At 65.1% G+C, this 12,689-nt stretch carries 9 protein-coding genes and 2 pseudogenes; 5 read left to right on the top strand and 6 right to left on the bottom strand.

The genetic code is table 11. The features are described from left to right. The 4 genes from EET03_RS16720 to EET03_RS16705 all read right to left on the bottom strand — a co-directional run. A partial coding sequence (locus tag EET03_RS16720) for a PPE family protein (protein ID WP_136625713.1) occupies window positions 1-431 on the bottom strand: 431 nt, incomplete at its 3' end. Then, complete coding sequence (locus EET03_RS16715) at window positions 428-739, bottom strand: PE family protein (RefSeq protein WP_075544025.1); 312 nt, start codon at window positions 737-739, stop codon at window positions 428-430. The genes EET03_RS16720 and EET03_RS16715, both read right to left, overlap by 4 nt. 298 nt (window positions 740-1,037) lie before the next feature. Further along, window positions 1,038-2,936, bottom strand: a complete 1,899-nt coding sequence (locus tag EET03_RS16710) for a serine/threonine-protein kinase PknD (RefSeq protein ID WP_082274781.1) — start codon at window positions 2,934-2,936, stop codon at window positions 1,038-1,040. Between the two features lie 284 nt (window positions 2,937-3,220). After that, window positions 3,221-6,253 (bottom strand): ATP-binding protein, encoded by a 3,033-nt coding sequence (locus EET03_RS16705; RefSeq protein ID WP_099194214.1) that lies wholly within the window; start codon window positions 6,251-6,253, stop codon window positions 3,221-3,223. Between the two features lie 434 nt (window positions 6,254-6,687). Here EET03_RS16705 and EET03_RS16695 point away from each other — a divergent pair, with 434 nt between their 5' ends. Beyond that, window positions 6,688-7,410, top strand: coding sequence for a haloacid dehalogenase type II (locus EET03_RS16695; protein WP_208649073.1), 723 nt, complete (start codon window positions 6,688-6,690; stop codon window positions 7,408-7,410). A gap of 183 nt (window positions 7,411-7,593) precedes the next feature. Then, window positions 7,594-8,291: pseudogene (locus tag EET03_RS16690) on the top strand (potassium channel family protein). On the opposite strand, the gene EET03_RS16685 reads toward EET03_RS16690, so the two are convergent. Continuing rightward, window positions 8,257-8,589, bottom strand: coding sequence for a DUF202 domain-containing protein (locus EET03_RS16685; protein ID WP_063469741.1), 333 nt, complete (start codon window positions 8,587-8,589; stop codon window positions 8,257-8,259). The pseudogene EET03_RS16690 and the gene EET03_RS16685 sit on opposite strands and share 35 nt — an antisense overlap. Further along, window positions 8,586-8,975: a YidH family protein gene (locus tag EET03_RS16680; RefSeq protein WP_075544011.1), complete on the bottom strand. Its 390-nt coding sequence runs from the start codon at window positions 8,973-8,975 to the stop codon at window positions 8,586-8,588. The genes EET03_RS16685 and EET03_RS16680 overlap by 4 nt, the downstream gene beginning before the upstream one ends. Before the next feature lie 304 nt (window positions 8,976-9,279). Here EET03_RS16680 and EET03_RS16675 point away from each other — a divergent pair, with 304 nt between their 5' ends. From EET03_RS16675 to EET03_RS16665, 3 genes and pseudogenes are all read left to right on the top strand, one after another. Beyond that, window positions 9,280-10,704, top strand: coding sequence for a cytochrome P450 (locus tag EET03_RS16675; RefSeq protein ID WP_099193602.1), 1,425 nt, complete (start codon window positions 9,280-9,282; stop codon window positions 10,702-10,704). Next, window positions 10,701-11,807: a sulfotransferase family protein gene (locus EET03_RS16670; protein WP_075544013.1), complete on the top strand. Its 1,107-nt coding sequence runs from the start codon at window positions 10,701-10,703 to the stop codon at window positions 11,805-11,807. Before EET03_RS16675 ends, EET03_RS16670 begins: the two co-directional genes overlap by 4 nt. A 109-nt stretch (window positions 11,808-11,916) precedes the next feature. Beyond that, window positions 11,917-12,138, top strand: a pseudogene (locus tag EET03_RS16665) (transposase); the annotation flags it as partial. Between the last annotated feature and the right edge of the window lie 551 nt (window positions 12,139-12,689).

The raw sequence follows: 12,689 nt of genomic DNA, 5'->3' as shown, positions 1-12,689 counted from the left end.
GATCGACTTGCCGGTCTCTCGCACGATCCGCACCGCGCCAGCCTTGAAGTCCTCATCGAACTTCCGCCTGTTTGCTGCCATCGCCGCCTCCTCAATAGCGACGTCTCCACGCTACGAGGGGAATCCCAGAGGTAGGCGGTGGCGGTGGTCTGGTGGATGGTGGCGGTGGCGGCGGTGTCGGCGCTGGCCTGGGTCAACCACGCCAGATATGGCGCGTAGGCGGCCGCGCAGATCTCGGCGCTCGGGCCGTGCCATGCAACAGCTTGCATTCCGGCCAGCACGGTGGTGAGTTCTTCGGCTACCGCGGCGTATTCGGCGCTAAGCGATGACCATTGTGTGGCGGCTCCGATCAGCGGGGCCGGTCCGGGTCCGGCGCTTAGCAGCGCGGAGTGCACCTCTGGTGGGGAGGCCATCCAGACCGGTGCGCTCACATTGCACCGCCTGCTACGCCGTAGGTCAGTGCTGCTGCGCCATCGCCGGCGGCGTAGCTGATTCCGGCGGTACCGAGGCCGACGCCGGAGCGGGTCAGCTCTTCGACTCCTTGGGTGGCCACGCCCACATGCTCGAGACCGCAAGCGCTTAAGCCGGCCGCGGTGCCCAACGACACCGGATCGGCCGCCGGTGCCACCACCGCCGAAATCATCGGTGCGGCCGCGGCATGCGCAGCTGCCGGCCGAGCGTTCAATGCATCGACGGCAGCCGCGCCCGCCAAGCCTTCAGGAACCACCCACAACGTCACCGCCACAACCCCTTCCGATGGATTTCCCGCTGCGAAACTGCCCTTGGCCCGGCGCTCCGCCGAGGCATATGTGTGTATTGAATCAAATACAACTGTATTGGACACAGTTGCATACGGCAACTATGTGTGTCAACCCCCTGTTTGGGTTCCGCTATCCGACTGCTGCGGCGTCGCTGTACGTGCCGACGAGCGTCGCGGTCAGGCGCTACGGGCAATCATCGTCAAACGCAGTCGCGTCGTTCTATCGGTACGCGCCTCGAGCAGCTCCAGCTGAGCCAGCGCAGTCCACCTGCCCTGCCTACTTCTGCCGAAGTGCCACAATCTGGTCGTTGCGGCCGCCGACGTAGACAGTGCCCATGTTGTCGACCGCCAAACCCCAGGGATTGTCGAGGCCGGTGAAGTGCAGCTCGACTTGCGTTGAAGAGCCTGGCGGGAGTTTGAGTATCCGGCCGTTGCCCGTGTTGGTGACGTAGACCGCGCCCTCGCTGTCCACGGTGACGCCGCCGGGTTGCTTGAGTCCGGTAAAGGGCAGGGTGACTTGGGTTTTCGCGCCGGCCGCCAACGCCAGGACCCGGTTGTTGCCGCCGTCGGCAACGATCACCGTTCCGCTGCTGTCCACTACCAAACCGGTTGGATCGCTAAGGCCGGTAAAGGGCAGTTCGAACTGTGTGTTCGAACCGGTGTAAAGTCCGACCACTCGATTCTTCGCCGTGTCGGTGACGTAGACGGTGCGGCTGCTGTCGACCGACAACCCGGTCGGATTGCTGAGGTCGGTAAACGGCAGGGTGACTTGGGTTTTCGAGCCGGTGGGAAGTACCACGACCCGCCTGTTGCCGGCATCGTTGACATAGACGGTGCCGCTGTTATCGGCTGTCACACCGGTCGGATAGCTGAGGCCGTCGAAAGGTAGTGCGACGGGCGTGGTTGAGCCCGCGAACAAAGCCAGTATCCGATTGTGGAGGGTGTCACCGACATATACCGTGCCCCCACTGTCGACCGACAGGCCATGCGGGTCCCGAAGGCCGGTGAAAGGCAGCACCACCTGCTGAAACTCGGTGTGTTCTGGACTTAACTTGCTGACGGTGACCATGGCCGCAACAGTCACAGCCACGGTGAGCAGGGCAGCGGCCGTGATAACGACCGCCTTGCGCCGCCACCAGGGCCGCGACGGTGACCGTGTCATCTCGGCCGGCGGTGCGGCGGCGGGTTCTTGCGTAGGGACTGAGAGCGCCTCTGCCAGCCGTCGCGGCATCGTCGGCGGGTCCGGGACATGCTGCGGTGGCGACCGAGGCGCGATCTGCGGTTGACCGCGAGTGTCAGGGTGGGCGTGGGCATCGACGGGGTACGGGATCGGCGGCTGTGGCCGAACGGACGGCTGCGGCGCGGGCGTGGTCAGGGCATCGTGGGCGGCCCGCGCCAATTCGACTGCGGTCTCGTAGCGGTCGCCGGGATTCTTGGCCATACCTTTGGCGACGACCATGTCCAACTTCACCGGCAGCCCGGGAATGGTGCTCGACGGCCGCGGCGGTGGAATCTCGAGGTGGCTGGTGATCTGTTGCTCCAGGCTGTCACCGGGGAATGGGTGCTGCGCGGTCAAGCACTCATAGAGCACACAAGCCAACGAGTAGATATCCGAGCGGGCGTCGACCTGCCCCATGCTGAGCCGTTCCGGGGCCATGTAATAGCAGGTTCCGATCACATCGCCGACCGTGGTCAAGCCCAGTTCTCCCGCCGCGCGCGCAATTCCGAAATCGATCAGATAGGCGAAGTCGTCGGCGTCGAGCAAAATGTTTGACGGCTTGACGTCTCGGTGCAACAGTCCATCCCGGTGCGCGGCGTGCAGCGCCTTGGCAACCTGCTCGATGATGCGCACCGCCCGCAACGGTTGCAGCGGCCCGCGGCTGAGCACCGACTGTAGGTCGCGGCCCTCGATCAACCGCATGTCCACGAACAGCCGCCCGTTGATCTCCCCGTAGGTGTGGATCGGGATGAGATGTGGGTTGCTCAATCGTGCGGCGGCATGAGCTTCGCGACGGAACCGCTGCTGGAACACCTCGTCGTCGGAAATCTCGGCGGGCAGGATCTTGACCGCGACGACCCGGTCGGTGACGGTGTCATAGGCCCGCCACACCTCGCCCATGCCGCCGCGGCCCAATAACTCGGTCAGCCGGTATCTCCCGAACGAAGTTCCCTCCAACGAGCCCTCCCAGCAACCGCCAGCAACTGGCCAGACCATACGCGGCACCGGCAACAGTTGCGGGCATTTCGATGCGCCACGGCGCTACCGATCCGCGCTCGCGTTGTGGACCAGCCACTACGAAACTACCGGTCCGCTACGGCTGGGGCCGTTACGTGCGGCTGCTGGCCGAATGCTGGCACCGCCTGCTGGCTGCGCGGATTAAAGAGGGGAAGACAGGGCCCGCCGCCGCCGCGGCTCGCACCGCGACACCCGCTGACGGCTGCTCGCGCACCCGGCCAAGCTCAACCGCGTTGCGCATGCCCGATCGCCTCCTCGGTGGACAATTGAGCACCCTCCGCCCAGAAGGCATCGAAATCGCTCTGCCCCAACGCCTCTCGGACAGCGGCGACGGCAGCGTCATACCCGGCTTGATACATCGGGAAGCGGGGGTGGCCCATGCGTCGCCGGATCGACTCCGCCGCGCCCAGCAGACGCGCTGCGTACGCATGGTTGTCGTCGTTGACAGCAAGGCGGGCAAGGCATTCCAGCGTGTCGTCCACTCGCAGGTATCCCTGGGTGCGAGCGGCGACGGTCAGGGCATCGTGGGCATCGCGTGCGGCCAGCTCCGGCTCGTCCTGCGCCATTGCGATGAACGCCCGCGCCAGCAGCGCCTTCATGCGATACCAACCGGGCACCACCGCGAGCATCTCGTCGGCGAAACGCCGAGCAGCGCTCAGGTCGCCGCAGGCTAACCAAGCCTCGGGCAACGGGGCGACGCTCCTGGTGAATACCTCGCGCAGCGGATTGGTCTGCTGCAGGGCCGTCTCGGCTGCTTTCCTGGCCGCCGCGGCGTCGCCGCGCGCCAGGGCGGCATTGGCGAACACCGAGTACACCGCGTCGGCGAAGTAACCGCCCATCCTGGTTGCCGCCTGTAGCGCGGACTGCGCCGCTGTCTGCGCAGCGTCAGCCTGGCCATGGAATGCGAGCACTTCGCTGAGGCTCACGTAACTGAAGACCGCCATGGTGAGGTCATCGACCGCCTCGGCCTCCTCGGTCACCGAACGAGCTACCTTGGCCGCGTAGTCGAGGTTCCCTTGAATCATCAACGCGGTGCTCAGCCACGCCCGGCAGTTCCGCGAGAAGAACCGGTCGCCCAGCGCGTCGGCGAGCTGACGTCCCTGTTCGCCCGCCGCGATCGCCGGGACAGGTTCACCGGCCATGACTGCCGCGGTCGCCTGATAGCTGAAGATTTGGCACAGGCTTCGCCGATCACCGGTCGCGCGGACCAGCTCGATCGCCTCGTTGAAGTAGGGCTGGGACAGCCCGGGATCGTAGAGGGCAAGCATTCCGCAGGCGATCAGGGCGCGGGCAATCAGTGCGGGGTCGCCGAGCTCACGCGCGACGGCCAGCGCTTCCTGCGCTCTTTCCAGCTCCGCCGGTATGCCGACCCAGCCGGCGAGGATGCTGTGCTGGGCCACCGCTCCCGCCCACACCGCCGGTGCGATTGCCGAGTGATCCTTTTCGGCCAATATGGCCGATAGACCGGCCAGCGCCTCTTGGGCGCGCCCGCCCCGTAACCATAAGGGCCGCAACGACAAAATGAGTTGCAACGCGGTGTCCAGGTGGCCGCTTTCCCGGCTCCAGGCGAATGCGGCTCGTAGATTGTCGATTTCGGTTTGCGCCCAATGCAGCAGCCGCTCGTCTGCCCGGTGGCCCTGCGCCTCCAATTCGGTGGTCATACCCGTGTAGTAGTCGCGATGCCGGGTGCGCACCTCGTCGTTCTCGCCGGACTCGTCGAGCTTTTCCAGAGCGTACTGGCGCACGGTTTCCAGCAACCGGTATCGCATCCCGTCACCGGTGTCGTCGGCAACGACCAGAGACTTGTCGACCAACAGGCCCAGTTGGTCAAGAAGCTGGTAGCTTTCGACTGCGGTGCCGGCGCCGACGGCTTGGGCGGCGTCGAGATCAAATCCACCGGCGAACACCGCGAGCCTGCGGAACAGCACCCGCTCGGGTTCGGTCAACAGCGCATGCGACCAATCCACCGAGGCCCGCAGCGTCTGCTGGCGGCGCAGCGCGGTGCGCGCACCCCCGGTGAGCAACCGGAACCGGTCATGCAGGCCGTTCACGATCTGCCGCAACGACAGCGCCCGAATACGCGCCGCCGCAAGCTCGATCGCCAACGGCATGCCATCCAAGCGCCGGCAGATTTCTTCAACCAGCGCGAGATTGTCGTCGTGGACACCGAACTCGGGGCGGGCGTGGCGGGCACGGTCGGTGAACAACTCGACCGCCTCGCCGGTCACCGACAGCGACGGCACCCGCCAGCTCAGCTCGCCGGGCACCCCCAGCGGCTCACGGCTGGTGGCCAGGATCGTCAACCGCGGGCACGCCGCCAGCAGCGCGACCACCATGGTCCCGCACACGTCGAGCAGATGTTCGCAATTATCAAGCAGCAGCAGGGCTTTGCGCTCGCCGAGGAATCGGACCAGCAAGTCCATGGTGGAGCGGCCCGGTTGATCAGGCAGACCCAACGTGCGTGCGACGGTCACCGGTGCAACCTCAGGGTTGGTGATCGGAGCCAAGTCGACGTACCACAGCCCTTCGGGGAACTCGGTAGCGAGTTGGAAGCCGACCTGTACCGCAAGGCGGGTCTTGCCGGCACCCCCGGCCCCGGTCAACGTCACCAGCCGCTCGCCGGTCAACAGCCGGCGCAACTCCGCCATTTCGGCCCGGCGCCCGACGAAAGTCGTCAACTGAGCCGGAAGATTATGTGAGGCACCAACATTGCGGACGCGGAGTGGCGGGAAGTCGTTGCGCAAGTCAGGATAGCACAGCTGGACGACGCGTTCCGGGCGTGGCAGATCCCGCAATGGGTGGTTACCCAGATCGGCCAGCCACACCCCGTCGGGGAGATGGTCGACCACCAGCGGCTCGGTCGCCCCGGACAGCACGGTTTGGCCGCCATGGGCCAGATCGCGCAGCCGCGCGGTGCGGTTGATCGTCGGCCCGGCGTAGTTGGCCTCGTCGCGCAGCTGAATTTCGCCGGTGTGGATCCCGATACGCAGCCGGATCGGAGCCAGCGGCGCTCGCTGCAACTCCAGCGCGCAGGCCACCGCGTCGCTGGCGCGGGCGAAGGCGGCCACAAAGCTGTCACCCTCGCCCTGTTCCAGCGGGCGTACCCCGTCGTGAGCGGCGATGGCCTCGTCGACGGTGCGGTTGAGCTGGGCCAGCGCGGCGGTCATCGTCTCGGGCTGGGTTTCCCACAGCCGCGTCGAGCCCTCGACATCAGCCAGCAGCAGCGTCACCGTTCCGGTCGGCAGCAACTTGCTCACGCCCATTCATCCCAGGTCAGCGGCGGATCTCCGCGTGTTGGCTCATGGTATCCAGCATCGAGGCCCGCGCCGTGCGACACCGCCTCGAATTGCGCAGCCGGACCGAGAGGTGGCGGGTTGAGATGGTGTTCGCGGGTCCGGTGAGGACTGCAGCGGTGGGTCTCCACACCGGATTCGATAACGGCTCGTTGTCGACGGGATGCGTCGCCCGATTCGCAGCCGCACCGTTGCGTTAAAGAATGCAAAAGATATTTCCTGACGGAGATTGAAAGTCGGATTTCCAGCTCGAGCCGGCGCCCGAACGGCCCCGGACTATGCCGCAGTTCCCGCTGCTGTCAGCGCAAATGTCGCGCCTTAGCATAGTTGTTCAAACTCAGGCCACCGACGTTGGACCTGCCGAAATTATTTTCGGCACGCCACACCACGGTTTGCGGATGAGGCTGCATGATGAACCCATGGTGAAAGCGATACTTTTCGACGTCCAGGGGACGGCGACGGATTTCCATTCGACCGTCTGCGACGAGGCGCAGCGGATCAGCGCCGGCCGACACCCGGGTGTGGATTGGCCTGAGGTGGTCACGCGCTGGCGTGCCGGCTACTTCACCACGTTGAAAGCCGCACCGAGCGAGCATGGCAAGTGGATCTCGGTGTACTCGGTGTATCGGCGCTCCCTCGACACGGTGCTCGACGAATGCGGAATCACCGATTTCTCCCCCGCCGAGCGCGACGAACTCACCCTGGCCTGGCAGCGCCTGAGGCCCTGGCCGGATACGGTGGCCGGACTGACCCGGCTGAAACGGGACTACACGCTAGCCACCCTGTCGAACGCCGACGTCAGTGCTGTGATCAACATTTCCAAACGGGCGGGTTTGCCGTGGGATGCGATCTTCGCCGCGGAGATGGTGGGCGCCTTCAAACCCGATCCGGCCGTCTACCACATGGCCGCGACCTACCTGGGACTCGAACCCGCCGAGATCATGATGGTGGCAAGCCACAAGTACGACATCCGTGCCGCGGCCGAACTCGGGTTCCGCACCGCTTTTGTCGCCCGCCCGCTGGAATTCGGTCCCGGCGGTGACGCCGATGTGGCTTACGAAGACGAGTTCGACATCAACGCCGCCGATTTCCTCGACCTTGCCGATCAGCTCGGCTGCTAACTGCCTTTTTCATCGAAAGAAACCCCACCGCAACGGAATTGGGTCAGTCCGTTGCCACGTTGACGGCGCGCTACCTTATACCGAGCAGAAGTTTGGACTGGTACCCAACTCGGAGGCCCAGCCGTAATGACCGAGCCATCGAAAGACGAGCTTTGGCAGCAGCGCACCGAATGACCACTTGCCGTGGTCGCCGCCGCATTCCTGGCCATCTACTCGGTGGAAGTGCTCTACCAGCCGCACGGCGACGAGGCGCGCATTCTGGTGGGCCGCGGGCTGGGTCGCCTGGAGCGTCTTCGTCGTGGATTACCTCGTTAGGCTGGCGCTGGCACCCGATCGCCGGCAATGGTTCGTCCAGCACATCTTCGACCTGCTCATCGTGGCGCTGCCGATGATGCGGCCGCTGCGGTTGCTGCGTTTGGTGGTGCTCGTCGGCGCGTTGCAGAAGGCCGTGGGCAATGCCGTTCGCGGGCGCATCCTCATCTACACGATCTCGGGTATCTCGCTGTTGGTCTACATCACCTCGCTGGCCATCCTCGACCAGGAACGCGGCCACCCGGGTGCCACCATCGACTCCTTCGGGAAGGCCTTGTGGTGGGCGACCACGACGGTGACCACCGTAAGCTACGGCAACCTGTACCCGGTTACCGTTACCGGCCGGGTGATCGCCGTGTTGCTGATGATCGGCGGGATCAGTCTGATCGGCGTGGTGACGGCCTCGGTTGCGTCGTGGATAGTGCAAGCGGGTGGCCGAAACCGATTCGGAGAATCGGGCCGCTACGGCCGCGCAGATCGAGGAACTACGTACCGAGATCCGGACATTGACCGAGCAACTGCGCCGCGATGTGTCTACAGCAGTTGGGCAACCGCGGTCACGACCATGAGCACCAGCACCGCCGTCCCGACGATGTAGACCTGGCGGCGGGCAGTGATTCGGGTCTGCCTCGGGCGGCCCAGCGTTCGCTGCCGCTGCCAGGCGATCGCGTAGCCGCACGAGGCCGCAAGGGCGGCCAGGCAGGCCGGGATCAACCCCGCCGCTCCGTGGTGGCCGTGCAGATTCTTGAGCGTCAGCAACACCCCGTTGACCAGCAATGCGAACGACGTCCGGGTCCAGGCCAGCGTTGTCCGTTCCGCCTGCAGCCCGCGATCCGATGTCCCGCTCGGCGCTGCCGACCGGCTCAACCCCGGACCGCCTTGACGATCACCAAACCGAGCGCGACGATCCCGACCAGGGCCAGACCCACGGCAAGGTATGCGGGCGTGGGGTGACGGGGCAACGGCAGGCCGCGGCGCATAGCGCGGTCGGCCTGCCGCCAGCGCAGCAGGCCCATCCCGCTGGTGAGGATTGCCAGTGCCGCGAGCGCCACACCCAGCATCCGGCGGGCGCCGGGGATCGCCAGCTCCGGGACGAGTTGCACCAGCGCGACCGCCGCGGCGAGCAGTCCCAGGGCGGTGCGCTGCCAAGCCAGGAACGTCCGCTCGTTGGCCAGGGTGAACCGGTAGTCGGGCTCGGTCTCGGCTGGGCTGTCAGCGCCCTGCGTGCCGGCGGGCGTGTGGTGATCGGCCACGGGGCAACTCCCAGAGAAAGTCGGGGGACAGGCGCTCGACGTCGACCGAGTGTAGCCAGGGCCCGTGCCGTGGCGCGGTGAAATGCCCTGCTGAGAAACGACGCCGATCCCATGGTTGCCCGGTCGGACCGCCGTGGCGTCTGCGCCGAAATGTCTTCTGCTCGCATTTAGTCGGTCTAAGCACCTGACCAGCGGTTTCGGCTTCGTGTCGGTTTGCCGAACTGGCCACCCACCGCCTGGCCCAACGCTACTCTGTCAATGTTCCGGAGCTGCTTCGGCCTGTATATGCCGGTATCGGAGGGTTATGACCAGTTCCGAGGTGGCGATGCCGCGCGGCGGATGCCCAATGGCGCGTGGCTTACCCGGCCGCGGGCCGACCACATACGGCTCGACTCGGTCTTCGTCCGGTTGGTTTGATCTCGAGGGGAACGCGCTGTGGCGCGACACGCGGGTGGTCGGGACCTATGGCCCGAAGGTCGCGAAGCGACTCGCGCTCAGGGCCGCCGGCAAAGTCCGGTCGCGGTTGGTCGGCAATCGTTCCCAAAAGCAGGTCCAGCACACCGATTTCGATCCGTTCGATCCGGTGACAGCCGCCGACCCCTACCCGCATTACCGGGAGCTGCTGACGGGCGAGCGGGTCCAGTACAACCCCAAACGCGACGTCTACATCCTGAGTCGATACACCGACGTCCGCGAAGCCGCGCGCAACCACCACGCGTTGTCCAGCACCGGCGGAGTCACCTTTTCCCGCGGGTGCCTGCCCTTCCTTCCCACCTCTGACCCGCCGGCACACACCCGGTTGCGCAAGCAGCTGGCACCGAGTATGGCGCGCAGGGCGGTGGAGTCATGGCGTCCGATGATCGACCAACTGGCCCACGAGTTGGTCGCCGAACTGCTGACCCGGACATCCGCGGACGTCGCCACCGTGGCCGCACCGCTGCCGATGCGCACCATCACCGCCGTTCTGGGCGTGCCGGGACCCGATGAGGCCATGTTCTGCCGTTTGTCCAAACAGGCGGCTCGGATCACCGACGTCACCCTGTCGGCTTCCGGGCTGATTTCGCTTGCACAGGGCTTCACCGGTTTTCGGCGATTGCGCGCACACTTCACGCAGCGGCGCGCCAGCGGGCTATTGGGCGAACACACCGTCTTCGGCAGGCTCGCCGCGCATGCCGAGCACGGTCGCCTCAGCGATGACGAACTCTTCTTTTTCGCGGTGTTGTTGCTGGTTGCCGGCTATGAGAGCACCGCGCACATGATCAGCACGTTGTTTCTCACGCTGGCCGAGTTTCCCGATCAGCTCAAGCTCCTGGCGCGCCGACCCGATCTGATTCCCTCGGCGATCGAGGAGCAACTTCGCTTCGTGTCCCCGATCCAGAACATCTGCCGCACAACGCGAGTCGACTATCCCGTTGGCGGGACGGTCATCCCGGCGGGCTCGCTGGTGCTGCTGGCGTGGGGTGCTGCCAATCGCGACCCGCACCAGTACGACGACCCGGACGTTTTTCGCGCCGACCGCAACCCGACCGGTCATCTTGCGTTCGGTTCCGGCATCCACCTGTGTCCCGGGACCCAGCTGGCGCGGATGGAGGGCCACGCCGTGCTAGGCGAGATCGTCACCAACATCGACCGAATAGAGGTGGTCGAGCCGCCGGCATGGACGACAAATGCCAACCTTCGCGGCCCGACCCGGCTCCGAGTTGCCGTGACACCCCGCGCATCTCGATGAAGACGCCGCGCTCATGGTGGCATGAGTGGGCGGCGCCACTGTGGATCGGCTGCAATTTCTCCGCCTGGACGCGCCTGCTGATCCATAACCGTTTCGCCGTGCACTGGAGCCGCTGGCACTTCGCGGTCCTCTACACGTTTCTCAGCGTCGTGAATTCTGTTCTGGGACTTTGCCAGCAGGCCGTGTTCGGCAGGCGCGTGGCCGAAACGGTGATCGCCGATCCGCCGGTGTTCATCGTCGGGCACTGGCGTACCGGCACCACGTTGCTGCACGAACTGCTGATCCTCGACGATCACCACACCGCGCCTACCGGCTACGAATGCCTTGCGCCACAGCATTTCCTGCTGACCGAGTGGTTCGCTCCCTGGGCGGGCTTCCTGGTGCCCAAGCATCGGCCCATGGACAACATGGAGCTGAGCTTGCAGCACCCCCAGGAAGACGAATTCATCTGGTGCGTGCAAGGACTGCCGTCGCCGTACCTGGCCATCGCCTTCCCCAACCGGCCGCTGACGCACGAGCGGTACCTGGACTTGGAGCAATTGACGCCGCGAGAGCTGGAAGCGTGGAAACGAACCCTGTTCCGCTTCGTCCAGCAGCTGTACTTCCGTCGCCGCAAGACGGTGATCCTGAAAAATCCCATCCACAGTTTCCGGATCAAGGTGCTGCTGGACGTTTTTCCGCAAGCGAAGTTCATCCACATCGTCCGAGACCCGTATGTCGTCTACCCGTCGACCATTCACCTTCACAAAGCGTTCACCCGGATACACGCCCTGCAGCCACCGACGTTCGCGGGGCTGGACGACAAGGTGGTGTCCACCTACGTCGACCTGTACCGGAAGCTGGAGGAAGGACGCAAACTCGTTGATCCGTCCCGCTTTTACGAACTGCGCTATGAGGACCTGGTCGCCGATCCCGAAGGTCAGCTGAGCCGACTGTACGAGCACCTGGGACTGGGCGACTTCGAGCGGCTGCGGCCGCGGCTGCGCCGGTATTTCGCCGAGCGGACGGACTACGAAACCAACACCTACCAATTGACCGCCGAACAACGAACGACCGTCACACAACACTGGGGCGAGGTTATCGACCGTTACGGGTACCGGTAGACCGGCACGTCGTCCGCCCACGGCTGGCGGCTGACCAGATCGGCGACCCGGACCCCTGTATTGCGGCGCCGGTTTTATGCGTACTTCCTTTGTTGGGAAGGATGGCGCGATGCCGAGCAAGTATGACGAGAACGCCAAGGCCAGGACTGTGCGGCCGGTCCGCGAACACCGCGATGATTACGACTCAGAATGGGCGGCGATGAAGGCGATCGCCGGCGGGTTGGGGATGATCGCGGAGACGCTACGCAAGTGGTTGCGCCAAGCCGAGATTGACGCCGGTGAAGCGCCGGGAGTTTCCACCGAGGAGAGTCGAGAGCTTCGGGAGCTTCGGTAAGGAGAACCGGGAATTGAGCAGACGATCGTTATCTTGGGTCGGGTCACCAGCTTGGCGGCGTGAGCAGGGTGTCTGCGTCGTGGACAGTGTCCGCGACTTGGATATTTTGGTGGTTGAGCTGTACGGCGTGGTGGGTAGGCGATCCGGCATCGTTTTCCGAATGCGCCGGGCTGGTTAAGAATTCGACTTCCTTGATCGCCGAGGCGGGCGTGGCATCGTGAGTGCAGTTCCGAGAATCCACGCAACAGGAAAGCCGGCATTGCCGTGATCGAGAAACCCTCAAGCGAAAGCGGCCCATCATGGACGATGAATGCTGCGAGGAGCAGAGGGGTGTATTGCGGCGCCGGCGATCGCGAGGTGAGCTGTATACCGTGGCAGCATCCGGTGGACATAGACCGCAACCGCGAACGATCCCAGCGCCACGACGGGTGGGCATTCCTGACATTGCCAGCAATCCGAAGGTCAGGTCGTAGAGCAGCGTTGAGGGCTTAGGAGGTCGAACACGGTGAACCCGCTGAGCAACAGGGTCACGCATCCGATTAAATTAG

The organism is Mycobacterium innocens, from assembly GCF_900566055.1.
Taxonomy (GTDB): domain Bacteria; phylum Actinomycetota; class Actinomycetes; order Mycobacteriales; family Mycobacteriaceae; genus Mycobacterium; species Mycobacterium innocens.
Note: the sequence above shows the minus strand (reverse complement) of the source record. Positions and strands in the feature narration are given on the sequence as shown.

Excerpts from the sequence above, each read along its gene's own strand:
- EET03_RS16695 (WP_208649073.1), top strand. The coding sequence starts at position 6,688 with ATGAGGCTGCATGATGAACCCATGGTGAAAGCGATACTTTTCGACGTC.
- EET03_RS16670 (WP_075544013.1), top strand. The coding sequence starts at position 10,701 with ATGAAGACGCCGCGCTCATGGTGGCATGAGTGGGCGGCGCCACTGTGG.
- EET03_RS16675 (WP_099193602.1), top strand. The coding sequence starts at position 9,280 with ATGACCAGTTCCGAGGTGGCGATGCCGCGCGGCGGATGCCCAATGGCG.